The organism is Verrucosispora sp. WMMA2121 (genome assembly GCF_027460185.1).
Classification (GTDB): Bacteria; Actinomycetota; Actinomycetes; order Mycobacteriales; family Micromonosporaceae; genus Micromonospora; species Micromonospora palythoicola.
This window is the reverse complement of record NZ_JAPZBH010000006.1, coordinates 881,696-895,334: the sequence shown is the minus strand read 5'-3', so window position 1 is coordinate 895,334 and position 13,639 is coordinate 881,696. Positions and strand designations below refer to the sequence as shown.

Annotated in this window: 14 protein-coding genes; 7 read left to right on the top strand and 7 right to left on the bottom strand. The window is 73.3% G+C overall.

All coding sequences use genetic code 11. The features are described 5' to 3' along the window. Positions 1 to 74: 74 nt before the first annotated feature. From O7605_RS13060 to cofC, 5 genes are read right to left on the bottom strand one after another with little or no spacing between them, the layout of a single operon-like run. Positions 75 to 953, bottom strand: coding sequence for an NUDIX hydrolase (locus O7605_RS13060; RefSeq protein WP_269739431.1), 879 nt, complete (start codon positions 951 to 953; stop codon positions 75 to 77). After that, a complete protein-coding gene (locus O7605_RS13055) occupies positions 941 to 2,473 on the bottom strand; it encodes a CYTH and CHAD domain-containing protein (RefSeq protein ID WP_269739430.1) in 1,533 nt (510 codons plus the stop codon). The genes O7605_RS13060 and O7605_RS13055 overlap by 13 nt, the downstream gene beginning before the upstream one ends. Before the next feature lie 23 nt (positions 2,474 to 2,496). After that, on the bottom strand, positions 2,497 to 4,791 hold the full coding sequence (locus O7605_RS13050; RefSeq protein ID WP_269739429.1) for an RNA degradosome polyphosphate kinase: 2,295 nt from the start codon (positions 4,789 to 4,791) through the stop codon (positions 2,497 to 2,499). Between the two features lie 53 nt (positions 4,792 to 4,844). Further along, entirely contained in the window at positions 4,845 to 5,042 is a 198-nt protein-coding gene (locus O7605_RS13045; RefSeq protein ID WP_093401734.1) for a cold-shock protein, read from the bottom strand. Between the two features lie 47 nt (positions 5,043 to 5,089). After that, positions 5,090 to 5,731, bottom strand: a complete 642-nt coding sequence (gene cofC, locus O7605_RS13040; protein ID WP_269739428.1) for a 2-phospho-L-lactate guanylyltransferase — start codon at positions 5,729 to 5,731, stop codon at positions 5,090 to 5,092. 128 nt (positions 5,732 to 5,859) lie between these two features. Between cofC and O7605_RS13035 the strand changes: the two genes are divergently transcribed. The 5 genes from O7605_RS13035 to O7605_RS13015 all read left to right on the top strand — a co-directional run bounded on the left by O7605_RS13035 (position 5,860) and on the right by O7605_RS13015 (position 10,732). Continuing rightward, on the top strand, positions 5,860 to 6,597 hold the full coding sequence (locus O7605_RS13035) for a lysophospholipid acyltransferase family protein (RefSeq protein WP_269739427.1): 738 nt from the start codon (positions 5,860 to 5,862) through the stop codon (positions 6,595 to 6,597). Between the two features lie 76 nt (positions 6,598 to 6,673). After that, positions 6,674 to 7,672 (top strand): NAD(P)H-dependent glycerol-3-phosphate dehydrogenase, encoded by a 999-nt coding sequence (locus tag O7605_RS13030; RefSeq protein ID WP_164445742.1) that lies wholly within the window; start codon positions 6,674 to 6,676, stop codon positions 7,670 to 7,672. 8 nt (positions 7,673 to 7,680) lie between these two features. Beyond that, positions 7,681 to 8,826 carry a cystathionine gamma-lyase gene (locus tag O7605_RS13025; RefSeq protein WP_269739426.1) on the top strand — a complete coding sequence of 382 codons (1,146 nt, stop codon included), beginning with the start codon at positions 7,681 to 7,683 and terminating at the stop codon, positions 8,824 to 8,826. Next, positions 8,826 to 9,647: a putative protein N(5)-glutamine methyltransferase gene (locus O7605_RS13020; RefSeq protein WP_269739425.1), complete on the top strand. Its 822-nt coding sequence runs from the start codon at positions 8,826 to 8,828 to the stop codon at positions 9,645 to 9,647. Before O7605_RS13025 ends, O7605_RS13020 begins: the two co-directional genes overlap by 1 nt. Before the next feature lie 20 nt (positions 9,648 to 9,667). Continuing rightward, positions 9,668 to 10,732, top strand: a complete 1,065-nt coding sequence (locus O7605_RS13015; RefSeq protein ID WP_269739424.1) for an ROK family protein — start codon at positions 9,668 to 9,670, stop codon at positions 10,730 to 10,732. 84 nt (positions 10,733 to 10,816) lie between these two features. Here O7605_RS13015 and O7605_RS13010 read toward each other — a convergent pair whose 3' ends face one another. Continuing rightward, entirely contained in the window at positions 10,817 to 11,017 is a 201-nt protein-coding gene (locus O7605_RS13010; RefSeq protein ID WP_269739423.1) for a DUF397 domain-containing protein, read from the bottom strand. A 4-nt stretch (positions 11,018 to 11,021) separates the two neighbouring features. After that, the gene (locus O7605_RS13005; protein WP_269739422.1) at positions 11,022 to 11,867 is read right to left on the bottom strand and encodes a helix-turn-helix domain-containing protein; all 846 of its coding nucleotides are present in this window, start codon (positions 11,865 to 11,867) and stop codon (positions 11,022 to 11,024) included. 276 nt (positions 11,868 to 12,143) lie between these two features. Between O7605_RS13005 and O7605_RS13000 the strand changes: the two genes are divergently transcribed. Together O7605_RS13000 and O7605_RS12995 are read left to right on the top strand one after the other, a co-directional pair. Further along, positions 12,144 to 12,380 carry a hypothetical protein gene (locus O7605_RS13000; RefSeq protein WP_164445736.1) on the top strand — a complete coding sequence of 79 codons (237 nt, stop codon included), beginning with the start codon at positions 12,144 to 12,146 and terminating at the stop codon, positions 12,378 to 12,380. A gap of 150 nt (positions 12,381 to 12,530) precedes the next feature. Next, positions 12,531 to 13,637, top strand: coding sequence for a D-alanine--D-alanine ligase family protein (locus O7605_RS12995; protein WP_269739421.1), 1,107 nt, complete (start codon positions 12,531 to 12,533; stop codon positions 13,635 to 13,637). Positions 13,638 to 13,639: the final 2 nt, after the last annotated feature.

The following is a 13,639-nucleotide window of genomic DNA, read 5'->3' as shown; positions in this document are numbered from 1 at the left end:
AGGGACGCCCCGGTGCGCCTGTCGAGCTGAACCGGCTGCGCTATCGCTGCCGGCCGAGCTGGCCCGGCGCCCGGTCAGAGACGGTCGGCGGCGACCAGGCGGTCGCCGGTGAAGGCGAGCAGCCAGCCGCCGCCCTTGCCGGTGCTGTAGTCGCCGCACCGACCCGCCAGCCGCTCCAGGGCACCGGGAATCACCTTGCCCTGACTGCACACCGCCGCCGGTTCGCCGGCGGCGGCCAGCGCGGCCAGGCGTGCGGCGGCGGCCAGCACGCACTCGTCGGGCTGCTGCCCGGCGCTCGGCTCGTCCAGGTCGCCGCAGATCTCAATCGGCAGGTCCAGCAGCGCCGCCGCCGGATCGAGGGTCTGCACGCACCGGCGCGGTGACGCGGAGAGCAGCCGGGCCGGGCGGATCAGCCCGATCAGCGGTGCCAACGCGTCCGCCTCGGACCAGCCCCGGGCGTCCAGTGGCCGCCCGGTGTCCGGGCCAGGCCAGGCCAGCCGCTTACCGGCGTGGCCGTGCCGCACCAGCACCAGGGTCGCGGTGACCGGCGGCAGCGCCGCGAACGCGGCCAGCACCTCCATGTCGTGCGGATAGCTCACCAGCGTCATCGCGTCGTCGACGGCCAGCCAGCGGACCTCGTCGACCTCCGTGTCCGGCTGGAATCCCCCGGAGCCGACCGCCCGCATCGACCAGTAGTCGACCACCTTGAGCCGGCCCTCGCTGTGGTAGCGCACCGACGGCAGCCGCAACTGCGGCACGGCCTGCGCGTCGGCCTCCTCGGCGACCTCCCGGGCGGCGGCGAGCAGTGGATGCTCGCCCGGCTCCAGCTTGCCCTTGGGCAGGGTCCAGTCCCCGTACCGGGGCCGGTGCACCAGGCACACCTCGACGTGGTCCACCCCCGCCGGTCGCCACACCACCCCGCCGGCCGCCCGGATCGCGGTCACGCCAGCCACCGGGTCCGGCGTCGCCGGCTGGCGCGCCGCCAGGCGTACGGGAAGTCCGCCCGCGCCCGTCGTACGGCCGCCCGCTCCCGTTCCAGCAGCCGGCCGACGGTCATCGCCAGCTGATGGTCGTCGGGCCGGGCCTCGGCCACCGCGCGCCAGGTCTCGGCGGCCACCGCCGCGTCCTGGTGCTCACCGAGCAGGTTCTGCACCTTCGCCAGTGCCCGGGCCAGCTTCGCCGCGTCCCCGCCGAGCACCGGGGCGACCGCCGTCACCGCCGAGCGGGCCTGCTTGCCCTGCTTGCGTACGGTGTGCCACTGCTCGTCGGGTCCGGCCGGGTGCAGCGTCGCGACGCCGCCCGGCTTCTTCGGTGTGCCGGCCAGCCGTCGCCACGGGCGGGCCACGAGTCGAGGTAGCACCCGCCGGGCCGGCGCGTCCGCCCGGGGCGTGAGTCGCGGTGCGCGGGCCGCCAGCACCAGCGCGTCGACCAGGGCGAGGTACCGCGGCGCGCGCAGCGCCTCGTCCACCCCGGTCAGCGCCTCCGCCTGCCATTCGGCGAGGACGGCGTCGAGCCGGTCGACCGCCGCCGGATCCACCGGACTCACCGGATCGGCGGCGGCGGTGCGGCGCAACCGTTCCCGCAGCACCTCCGCGTCCCGGGCCGCCCCCAGGGCGTCCGCCAGCCACTTCAACTCGGTACGCAGCGGTCGGGCCCACGCGGGGCGGACCAGCGGGCCGAAGGTCTTCAGGTCGCTGCGCAACCGCCGGCAGGCCACCCGCATCTGGTGGACGGCGGTGTCGTCGTCGCCGACCGGCGCGCGCAGCCGGACCAGCGGGTCGTGCGCCAGCAGCCGGGCCACCTCGCGGCGTACCGCCTCGGTGACCACCGCCGCGGCACTGGGATCGGCCGGCAGTTCGTCCGGGGCGACCAGGTCCGGTTCGGCGGTGGCCGCCCGGCCGAGCGCGCGGACGTGCTTCGGGGTGAAGTCACCGCCCCGGGCACCGGAGTCACGCAGCAACTCGGTGAGCCGGTCGAGCAGTGCGCCGTCACCGGCCTTGCGCTCCACCTCCACCTCGCGGAAGGCGCCGGTGGTGGCGCCCTCGGCGTCCAGCACGGTGACCTGGTCGTCGACCACCTCGGCCAGCACCCGGCCGGCCTCGTCGACGATCTCCTGAGCGTGCCGGACGGTACGCACCACCGCCGCCGGGGTGAGCGCGGCACCCCGGTGGAACACGGTGACCAGCTCGACCAGCTCCGTCGGCAGCACGTCGGGCGGGCCGGAGCGGGAGATCTCGTGGCGGACGCCGGGGCTGTCGGTAGGCAACTTCACCGTCCACGGCACCTCGTCACCCTCGCGGTACCGCAGCGAGACACCCGCCCGGGCCAGCCGCAGGTCGACGGTGTCGTGGTAGGTGGCCACGAGGGTCGCCGGTGCCAGCGTCCGGACGCTCCCCGAGGCCGGCACGGCGGGGGAGAGGTCGGGCAGCAGCCACCCGGCCTCCACCGTGAACTTCCGTTCCTCCTCGACCATCTGCCCAGCCTATTCCGACCCGGTCAACCGGCCGTGCTGCCGACGCGACGCAGCAGCAGGTGCTGGAGGTGGCTCAGCGGTGCCTCCGGCCGGCCCGCGCGGCGGGTCCAGGTGCCGTCGCCGGCCAGCTCGAACGCGTCCACGTCCGGGCTCATCGCGGCACCGAGCACATGGTCCAGCTCGGCCCGGGCCACCGGGTCGGTGACCTGGACCAGTGCCTCCACCCGCCGGTCCAGGTTGCGGTGCATCAGGTCGGCGGAGCCGATCCAGAACTCCGCGTCGCCGTTGTTGCCGAAGCGGAAGACCCGCGAGTGTTCCAGGAAACGGCCGAGGATCGAGTGCACCCGGATGTTCTCCGACAGCCCGGGCACCCCCGGTCGCAGTGTGCACATCCCCCGGATGATCAGGTCGACGTGCACGCCGGCCTGGGAGGCCCGGTACAGCGCGTCGGTGATCTCCTCGTCGACCAGCGAGTTCACCTTGAACTGGACGAGTCCCGGCATGCCCAGCCGGACATGGTTGATCTCCCGTTCGATCCGCTCGATCAGCCCGCTGCGGATGCCCTGTGGCGCCACCAGCAGCCGCCGGTACGCGGTCTGCCGGCTGTACCCGGTGAGCACGTTGAACAGGTCGGTCAGGTCGGCGCCGATCTCCGGGTCGGCGGTGAGCATGCCGAAGTCCTCGTAGAGCCGGGCGGTCTTCGGGTGGTAGTTGCCGGTGCCGATGTGGCAGTAGCGGCGGATCTGGTTGCCCTCCTGGCGTACCACCAGGGCGGTCTTGCAGTGGGTCTTGAGACCGACCAGCCCGTACACCACGTGGCAGCCGGCTCGTTCCAGGGTGCGGGCCCAGCCGATGTTCGCCACCTCGTCGAAGCGGGCCTTCACCTCGACGAGCACCACCACCTGTTTTCCGGCGGCGGCGGCGTCGACGAGCGCGTCCACGATCGGTGAGTCACCGCTGGTGCGGTAGAGCGTCTGCTTGATCGCCAACACGTTCGGATCGGCGGCGGCCTGCTCGATGAACCGCTGCACGCTGGTGGCGAAGGAGTGGTACGGGTGGTGCACCAGCACGTCGCCGTCGCGCAGGGTGGCGAAGACACTTCTCGGCACCTCGCCCTCGGCCAGGCGGGGATGGGTGGCCGGGACGAACGGTGGGTCCTTCAGGTCGGGCCGGTCGGCCTCGCCGTACAGCTGCCACAGCGCGGAGAGATCCAGCAGGCCACGGACCCGCAGCACGTCCTGCGTGTCCATGTCCAGTTCCCGGACGAGCAGTTCCAGCATGTGGTCGGAGATGGAGGCGGCGACCTCCAGTCGTACCGGCGGGCCGAAACGGCGGCGGGCCAGCTCCCGCTCCAGCGCCTGGAGCAGGTCCTCGTCCCGGTCCTCGTCGACCTCCACCTCGGCGTTGCGGGTGACCCGGAACAGGTGGCACTCGACCACCTGCATGCCGGAGAAGAGCTGCCCGAGGTGCACCGAGATGAGATCTTCCACCGGCAGCATGCGGACTCCGGGCCGGTCCCGGTCGACCCGGACGAACCGGGGCACGTTGTTCGGCACCTTCACCCGGGCGAACAGCTCCGGCCCGCCGTCCGGGTCGCGTACCGCGACGGCCAGGTTGAGCGATCGGCCCGAGATGTACGGGAACGGGTGGGCCGGGTCGACCGCCAGCGGGGTGAGCACCGGGAAGATCTTCTCCCGGAAGTAGGTGCGCAGCCGTTCCCGCTCGGCATCGCCGAGGTCGGACCAGCGCAGCACCCGGATGTCCTCGGCGGCGAGCTTGGGCAGCAGGTCGTCGACGTAGCAGGCGGCCTGCCGGGCCACCAGCGCGGCGGCCTTCTCGGAGATCAGCGCCAGTTGGGTACGCAGGGGCAGTCCGTCACCGCCCCGCACGGGTAGGCCGGCGGAGAGCCGGCGCTTCAGCCCGGCCACCCGCACCATGTAGAACTCGTCCAGGTTGCTGGCGAAGATGGCCAGGAACTTGGCCCGTTCCAGCAGCGGGGTGTGCGGGTCCTCGGCCAGGGCGAGCACCCGGGCGTTGAAGTCGAGCCAGGACAGCTCCCGGTTGAGGAACCGGTCCTCGGGCAGCGGGTGGACGGACGGTGGCTCGTCGGCGGGCTGCGGCAGCCCCGGTTCCGAGACCGGGTCCAGCACCTCCTCCAGGCCGGCGGAGGCCGCCGCCGGGTCGTTGCCCGGGCCGTCGTCCGGGGTCGGGTGGGCGCTGCGGAACCGGCCGTCGGTCCCCCGGGGGCGACCTCCGTTGCGGCTGGTGGTGTCGTCGGTGGCGGCGGGGCTGGCGGGGTGTTCGCGAGGGGTGCTCACCCGCCCATAATCACCCGAACTCGGTTAACGCAAAATGAACTTGCGGCGGGTTGTCAGGACATCGTCGGCAGCGTCACGCGTACGACGTCGCCGGCGGCGTCCGTCTCCACGCGGACCCGCTGGCCGAGGCGGAGCAGGCGCAGCCCGGAGGCGTCGAACGCCCGGGCCGGGAAGGGCAGCTCGGTGCCGTCGTCCAGCAGCAGCAGTCCGCTGCGGGTCGCCGCGTCGAAGGTCGCCACCGTGCCCTGCATGCCAGCACCGTACCGAACTCTCCGGCGGGCGCGCGCACACCCGGGGGTCAGGTGGCGAAGGACTCGGTGCGGCAGCCGCCGGTCAGCGCCGTGGTGCGCGGACCCAGGCCGAGTCGCGCGGCGGCGGCCAGGTCGTCGGCGGTGTCCACGTCCCGTCGCAGGCTCGGCCAGTCGCCGGTGAGTGGACGGGCGCCACTGGCCGCGTGCGCGGCGGCCGAGCCAGGGCCGAAGCGCGGGTCCAGGGGTACGCCGGGCGGGGCGGCCAGCAGCACGGTGCCGGTGCCCGGAGCGTCGGCCACGAACCGGCGTACCCCGCGCGGTCCGGCGAGCGCCGCGTGCAGCGCCGCCGCCAGCTCGGCCGGCCGCAGCGCCGGCAGGTCGGCGGTCAGCCCGGCCACCCAGCCGGCGACGCCCGCCGCGCCGTGCCGCAACGCGGCGTTGAGCCCGGCGTCCGCGACGTCCGGCAGTACCCGGGCACCACCGGACCGGGCCTCGTCGGCGACCCGGGTGTCGTCGGTGACCACCAGCACCTCGGCCACCACCGGGCAGGCCCGCACCGCCGCCAGGGTGTCGGCGGCCAGCGCCAGCGCCAGCTCCTGGTGGGGTACGCCCGGCAGCCCGCCACGCAGCCGGGTCTTCGCGGCTGCCAGGCGCTTGACCGGCACCACCACCGTCCAGGGCTGTGTCACGCCTGCCATCCTGCCAGCCGGCCGGCGGTACCCTCACTGGCCGTACCCGGGGCGAGCAGGCATGATTTCCGCTGCGGACCTCACCGGGCTCCTCCGGTGGCGGGTCGGGGTGGGCATGAGGAGGCACGGTGGGTCGGCGGAGGCTGGGATTCTGGCAATGGTTCGCCGTGGTGCTGGTCAAGCCGGTGATGACCGTCTGGACCCGGCGTACCTGGCGGGGCATGGAACACCTGGACCAGGACGGTCCCGTGATCATCGTGCCGAACCACATCTCGCACGCCGATCCGCTGGTCTCCGCGCACTTCGTCTACGACGCCGGGCGATGGCCGCAGTTCCTCGGCAAGGCGAGCGTGTTCAAGGTGCCGGTGATCGGCTGGATCCTGCACCGGTGCCGGCAGATCCCCGTGGAGCGGGGCTCGGTCGACGCGGTGAAGTCGCTGGACGCTCTGGTCCGGGCGCTCGACGCGGGCGGTGCCGTGATCCTCTACCCGGAGGGGACCACCAGCCGGGAGCCGGACCTGTGGCCGATGAAGGGCAAGACCGGCGCGGCCCGGCTGGCGTTGGCCACCGGCGCCCCGGTGGTGCCGCTGGCGATGTGGGGACCGGAGCGGATCTTCGATCCGCGCCGCGCCCGGATCAACCTGCGGCCCCGGATCCCGGTGACCGTGGTGGCCGGGCCGCCGATCGACCTGAGCCGCTGGGCCGGCGCCACCCCGAGCCGCCAGGTGTTGGAGGAGATGACCGACGTGATCATGTTGCGGCTGCGGGACATGCTCGCCGACATCCGGGGCGGGACACCGCCGCCGCTGTGGCAGCGCACCACCCGCCCCCAGCCCGACCGCCAGCACCCGGAGGCGGCGGCATGAGCGAGCGTCAGCGAGCGAATCATCGGTGCGGTGTGGTGTTGCCTCACGCCGGTGCCGACCGTAGGGAGGCGGCGGCGTGAGTGGGCAGGTGGCGGTGCTGGGGGCGGGGTCGTGGGGTACGGCGTTCGCGAAGATCCTCGCCGACGCCGGCCGGGAGGTGACGCTCTGGGCGCGGCGACAGTCGATCGCCGACGCGATCCGGGCCGAGCGGAGTAACCCGGAGTACCTGCCCGGTGTGGTGTTGCCGGAGCGGGTCACCGCGACCGGCGACCCGGTCGAGGCGATCAAGGGTGCCGAGATGGTGGTGCTGGCGGTGCCGTCGCAGACCTTGCGCGGCAACCTCGCCGAGTGGGTGGAGCACCTGCACCCCGAGGCCACCCTGGTGTCGCTGATGAAGGGCATCGAACTCGGCACCACCAAGCGGATGAGCGAGGTGATCGTCGAGACCGCCGGGGTCGCGGCGGACCGGGTGGTGGTGGTCTCCGGCCCCAACCTGGCACCGGAGATCGCCGCGGAGCAACCCGCGGCCACCGTGGTGGCCTGCACCGATTCCGATCGGGCCACCCTGGTGCAGCGGTCGATCACCACGCCCTACTTCCGGCCGTACACGAACGACGACGTGATCGGCTGCGAGCTGGGCGGCGCCGTCAAGAACGTGATCGCGCTGGCGTACGGCATCGCCACCGCGATGGGCTTCGGCCACAACACCCGGGCGATGCTCGTCACCCGTGGGCTGGCCGAGACCGCCCGGCTCGGGGTCGCCCTCGGCGCGGATCCGCTCACCTTCGCCGGCCTGGCCGGGATGGGTGACCTGGTGGCCTCCTGCTCGTCGCCGTCGGCCCGCAACCGCACCTTCGGTGAGCACCTCGGCCGGGGCGCCACCCTGGAGGAGGCACGGGTGGCCACCAGGCAGACCGCCGAGGGGGTGAAGAGCGCGCTGGCGATCCGGGACCTGGCCCGCGCGCACGGCGTGGAGATGCCGATCACCGAGCAGGTCGAGCTGGTCTGCCACGAGGGGGTGGACCCGCGCCTGGCGGTCCAGGCCCTGATGAGCCGCACCACGAAGCCGGAGTGAGCAGCACCATGAGCGAGCGCGACGCCCCGCAGCCGCATGACCACCCGTCGACGGGAGACGGCACCCGGTGCGTGCACGCCGGCCTGCCCGAGCCCACCCCGGGTGCGCCGTTCCTGCCCGGGCCGGTGTTCGCCGCGCCGTACCACCTCGACCCGTGGCAGGGCCCGGCGACGGCCCCGAACGGGTACGGGCGTCCGGACAACCCGACCCGCCGGCTGCTGGAGGCCGCGGTGGGTGAGCTGGAGGGCGGCGACTGCCGGGTCTTCGCCAGCGGCCAGGCGGCGATAACCGGGCTGCTGCTGGCGGTGCTGCGGGCGGGTGACGTGGTGGTGCTGCCCGCCGACGGGTACTTCCCGGTGCGCGCGTTCGCCACCGACACCCTCGCCGGCAACGGCGTGCGGGTGCGGTTCGCGCCGACCGCCGGCCCGTACCCGGACCTCGACGGGGTACGGCTGGTGCTGGTGGAGACGCCGGCGAACCCGGGACTCGACGTGGTGGACCTGCCGGCGCTCGCCGAGCGGGCGCACGCCGCGGGCGCCCTGCTGGCCGTGGACAACACCACCGCCACCCCGCTCGGGCAGCGGCCGTTGGACCTCGGCGCCGACGTGGTCGTGGCCTCCGGCACCAAGGCGTTGACCGGGCACTCCGACCTGTTGCTCGGCTACGTCACCACCCGGTCGGCGGAGCTGCTGTCGACGGTCACCGCCTGGCGTACCGCGACCGGTGCCGTGCCGGGCGCGTTCGACGCCTGGCTGGCCCACCGGTCGCTGGCCACCCTCGACCTGCGCCTGGCCCGGCAGACGGCGAACGCGCAGGCGCTGGCCCGGCTGCTGGCCGAGCGCGCCGACGTCGCCGGGCTGCGCTGGCCCGGCCTGCCGCACGATCCGGCGCACGCGGTGGCGGTGCGCCAACTGCGACGGATGCCGGGCGTGCTCTCCTTCGATCTCGGCAGCGCCGACCGGGTCGCCCGCTTCCTCGACGCGGCCCGGCTGGTCGCCGCGGCGACCTCCTTCGGCGGCCTGCACACCACGGCGGACCGGCGGGCGCAGTGGGGCGACGACACGTCGCCCGGTTTCGTCCGGCTCTCCTGCGGGGTGGAGGACACCGCCGACCTGGTCGCCGACGTCGCGGCCGCGCTGGACGCCGCGGCCTGATGGGAGCGCCGGTCTTCCCGGTCGGGTACGACGCCCTGGTCGCCCGGTTGCGGCAGGCCGGCTGTGTGTGGGCCGAGGAGGAGGCCCGCCTGCTGCTGGCCGTCGACGGCGGCCCGGAGACGCTCGCGGATCTGGTCGACCGGCGGGTCGCCGGCGAGCCGCTGGAGTACCTGCTCGGCTGGGCGGAGTTCTGCGGCGAGCGGATCGAGGTCGACCCGGGCGTCTTCGTGCCCCGGGCGCGTACCGCCCTGCTGGTGTCGACGGCGGTGGCGGTGACCGGGCCGGCGGCGACCGTGGTGGAGCTGTGCTGCGGCTCCGGTGCGATCAGCCGGGTGCTGGCGCGTCGACTCGCCGCGCCCCGGCTGCTGGCCGCGGTCGACGTGGATCCGGCGGCGGTGGCCTGTGCGCGGCGGAACCTCGCGGCCGCGGGGGTGCCGGTCCTCATCGGGGATCTGTTCGATCCGCTGCCGGCGGCCTGGCGTGGCCGGCTCGATCTGGTGGTGGCGAACGCCCCGTACGTACCGACGGTCGCGATGGCTCTGCTGCCTCCCGAGGCACGCCGGTACGAGTCCGCCGCGGCACTCGACGGCGGGCCGGACGGGCTGGCCGTGCTGCGTCGGCTGGCCGCTGCCGCGCCGTACTGGCTCGCGCCGGGCGGCCATCTGGTGGTGGAGGTGGGCCGGACGCAGGTCGAGCGGTTCCGGGCGGTGCTGAGCGAGGCAGGCCTGGTGCCGTCGGTGGCGCGTGACGACGTCGCCGACGCCACCGCGATGACGGGCCGATGCCCGGACGACGTGGCGGGCGGGCGGTACGAGAACTAGCCTCACGTCAGGCTGTGACGGTGGGAGGCGGAACTCGGGTGGACGGCGCGACGGTGGTGGTCGGGATCGACAACGGTGGCACGACCAACAACGCCACCGTGCTCACGCTCGACGGACGGTTCCTGGTCGATCGCCTGGTGGAGACGCCGAGCCGGGTGCAGGAGGGCCCGGAGGCGGCGGTGGCGGCGATGGCGGAGGCCTTCGACGGCGTGCTGGCCCGCACCGGGGTGTCCCGCGGCCAGGTCGGCGCGGTCGGTCTGGACACCCCCGGCCCGGCCAGCGCCAGCGGCGTCATCTCGTCGAAGGGGTCCACGAACTTCTCCCAGCCGGCCTGGCGCGGCTACGACGTCCGGGGTGCCCTCGAACGTCGGTTGGGGCTGCCGGTGATCTACCACAACGACGGCAACGCCGCCGCGCTCTACGCCCATCATGTCCACTTCGGGACCGACGCGATGCGGCGGTCGTCGGTGTCGGCGATCGTCGGCACCGGACTGGGCGGCGGCCTGGTCGAGCACGGCCGGGTGATCTCCGGGGCGGCGGGGATGGCCGGCGAACTGGGGCACGTGCAGATTCCGTTGACCACCGTGTTGGCACCGGGACAGCCGGTGCCGACCTGCGCCTGCGGTTTCGCCGGTGACGTCGAGAGCGTCGTGTCGTTGACCGCGATCGAGCACAACCTGCTGCCGTACTGGCTGACCCGCTTCCCGGGGCACCCACTGGCCGGCGAGTCGCCGCAGCGGGCGGCGAAACTGGTACGCGGCTACGGCGAGCGGGGCGACGAGCTGGCCAGGGAGATCTTCGCCCAGCAGGCGAGGGCGCTCGGTGCCCTGTTCACCATCGCGGCGAACTTCACCGATCCGCACGCGTACTTCGTCGGCGGCGGGGTGGTGGAGACGGACCCGGCGTTCCGCGACTGGTTCCTGGCCGCCGTGCGGGAGCACACGCTGCTCCGGGTGGAGCAGGCCGCCCTGGCCACCTTCGCCCTGGTGCCGGACCGCGACATGGCCGGTGCGCGGGGCGTGGCGTTGGCGGCGCTGGAGGCGATCCGGGCGTTGCCGTCGCCGCCGCCGCTGGTCGGCGACTGAGCGGACGACGGCGGAGGGGCTGACCGGGCCGGCGGTGCCCTTACCGGCCCGGTCAGCGGCTCTGGGGTGCGGTTCCTCCGAGGCTCAGCGGGTCGGCGGCGCCTGGGTGAAGGCGCTCCACGCGGCCGGCGGGAAGCTCAGCAGCGGGCCGTGCGGGTCCTTGGAGTCGCGGACGGCGACGGTGCCGGGGACGACCGCCATCTCGACGCAGGCTCCCTCGTCACCGCTGTGGCTGCTCTTGCGCCATCCCGTCACGGTCACCGCCGCGCTGATCTCCGGTGTCATCGCCTTACCGTCCCTTCAGGAGTTCGAAGATTGCCTCGCGACTGTCCGTCGGGCTGAGTGCGACGGTGCGCAGGTGTTCCATGATCTTGGTGCAGGTACGCAGGTCGCCAGGACGGTCGAGGATCATCTGCCCGGCGACCGTCTCCACGGAGGCGATGATCGGATCCTCCGGATCGGCGAATTCGAGGATGTGCAGGGAACCCCGGGTGCCCCGGTGGTAGCCGGCGGCCAACGGGATCACCTGCACGGTGATGTTCGGCAGCTCGCTCATCTTGAGCAGGTGGCTCAGCTGGCCCTGCTGCGCGGCGTCGTCACCCACCGGGCGCAGCAGCGCGGCCTCGTCGATGATCGCGTCGAAGATCGGCGGGTCCTCCTCGAAGACCCGCTGCTGCCGGTCCAGTCGCATGCGTACCCGCTCCTCGACGTCGTTGTCGCTGAGGGTGTGCGGCCCGCCGCGCATCACGCCGCGGATGTAGTCGGCGGTCTGCAGCAGCCCCGGCACCACCGACGGCTCGAAGTTCGCGATGGCCACGGCCTCGGCCTCCAGCGCGATGAAGTCGATGGTGCGCCGGTCGAGCAGGTACGAGTAGGACACCCACCAACCCGGCTTGCGCGCGTCCTTGGCGAGTTGGACGGCGGCCGCGACCTCGTCCGCGCCGACCCCGTAGAGGGTGAGCAGGGCGCGCACGGTGGCCGGACTGACCAGGGTCTGCGCGTTCTCGTAGCGGGAGAGCGTGCTGCGGGTGCTGTTGATCTCGTCAGCCGCGGTCTCCAGGGTGAGGCCGGCGGCCTCGCGATGGTGGCGCAGGGCGATGCCCAACCGGCGGGCGCGTGCGGTCTTCGGAGCCATGGATAGATGGTCGCACATACTTGGGAAGCTGTACATGAGAGAACGCCGGTGAGAGTTGCATTCATGCCCATGAGGCTGTCAATCTGTTAGCGCGTCCTCACCGCCGGTTGTCGTGGCGACGGTGGTGGTGAGCGACCGGAGGGGATGGGGCGCGCGGCGGTCAGGTTTTTCCCCCGTACCTGACCGCCGCGTGCCACGCCAGTTGGTCGGCCACCGGAAGGGAATCGACGTGCGGACTGGTCAGCGGTTTTTCGGCGAGCGCCGGGGCGGCCGGCGATGACACGTTTCCTGGTGGTGCTGACCGACGTGCGCCCGTACGAGGTGGACGGCCGCAACGAGCGGCTGGCCCCCGAGCGTCGCCGCCAGGTGGTCGGCGCGAGCAGCCGCGAGGCGGCCGACCGGATCGCCGGGGCCTTCATGGCGCTGGGCATGGTGCGGGCCGGCCGGCAGCGGGTCAAGGTGCTCGCCATCGGCCGCCGGCACGCCTACGGCGAGCGTGAGTTGGCCGGCTGACCCGCGCCGGCCTGGTTACGTTGCGTATATGACTTGTTGACCGTTTGCGCCCGCGCTGCGTTGCCGCAGGGTATCGGCTCCCTTCGCCCGCCACGCACAGTAAGGTCATCCGGGAGAGCGCCAGCAGTGCGTCCCGGAAAGGTGATCACAGTGACCACCCCAGGCAAGACCCGCGTGGCGATCGTCTTCGGCGGCCGCAGCCCGGAACACGGCATCTCGTGCGTCAGCGCCGGCAGTGTGCTCGCCGCGCTGGACCCGGACGAGTTCGAGGTGGTGCCGGTCGGTATCACCCGGGCCGGCCAGTGGGTACTCACCAGCGGCGACCCCGGTCAGTTGGCCATCAACGCCCGCCGGCTGCCGGAGATCACCACGGCGTCCGGCACGGACATCGTGCTGCGTGCCGACCCCACCGGCGGTGGACTGCTGGTGCTCGACCCGACCGAGGGGCCCCGGGCGCTCGCCGACGTGGACGTGGTCTTCCCGGTCCTGCACGGTGCCTACGGTGAGGACGGCACCATCCAGGGCATGCTGGAGATGGCCGGCATCCCGTACGTCGGAGCGAAGGTCTTTGCCTCGGCCGCCGCGATGGACAAGGAGTTCACCAAGAAGCTCTGCGCCGCCGAGGGCATCCCGGTCGGCCCGTACGCGGTGCTGCGCAGCGGGACGACGCTCAGCGAGGCGGACAAGCGGCGGTTGGGCCTGCCGGTCTTCGTCAAGCCCTCCCGGGCCGGCTCCTCCTTCGGCATCACGAAGGTCAACGACTGGGACGACCTGGACGCGGCCCTCGCCACCGCCCGGGAGATCGACGGCAAGGTGCTGGTGGAGGGCGCCGTCGTCGGTCGGGAGATCGAGTGCGGTGTGCTGGAGGGCGAGGCCGGCGGCGCGCCGGAGGCGTCCGTGCTGGCCGAGGTGCGGGTGGTCGGCGACTACGACTTCTACGACTTCGAGGCCAAGTACATCGACGCGGAGACCGCCTGCGAGTACGACATCCCGGCCGACCTGCCGGAGCGGGTCACCCGGCAGGTCCGCGACTACGCCGTGCGCGCGTTCACCGCGCTGGACTGCGCCGGCCTGGCCCGGGTCGACTTCTTCGTCACGCCCGACCTCGAGGTCTACCTCAACGAGATCAACACGATGCCCGGTTTCACGCCGACGTCGATGTTCCCCCGGATGTGGGCGGCCGCCGGCCTGGAGTACCCGAAGCTGGTCGACCGGCTCATCCGGACGGCGCTGACCCGGGGGCCCGGGCAGTACTGAGC